Source organism: Streptomyces sp. NRRL B-1140 (assembly GCF_001280065.1).
GTDB lineage: Bacteria > Actinomycetota > Actinomycetes > Streptomycetales > Streptomycetaceae > Streptomyces.
The window spans coordinates 1-238 of sequence record NZ_LGEA01000062.1 but is presented as its reverse complement, the minus strand read 5'-3'; the positions used below and the strand labels follow the sequence as shown (position 1 = coordinate 238).

The 238-nt window shown below is 71.0% G+C and carries 1 protein-coding gene; it reads left to right on the top strand.

Features of this window, described 5'->3' with window-relative positions; all coding sequences use genetic code 11:
• A partial coding sequence (locus tag ADK65_RS08445; RefSeq protein ID WP_159038744.1) for an Ig-like domain-containing protein occupies positions 1–238 on the top strand: 238 nt, incomplete at both ends.

Sequence of the window (238 nt, the reverse complement as noted above, 5' to 3'; positions counted from 1 at the left end):
CCAGGGTCAGGCGGTGCCGCTGGCGGCCACCGCGGCGGCCGCGGACAACGCCACGATCAGCAAGGTGGAGTTCTACGACGACACCAAGCTGCTGGGCACCGACACCAGCGCGCCCTACGCGCTGAACGTCTCCGACCTTGCCGTGGGCGGTCATTCGCTGGTGGCGAAGGCCTACGACAGCATGGGCGCCTCCGCGGACTCCACGCCGGTCGGCATCACCGTCTCCTCCGGCCCGACC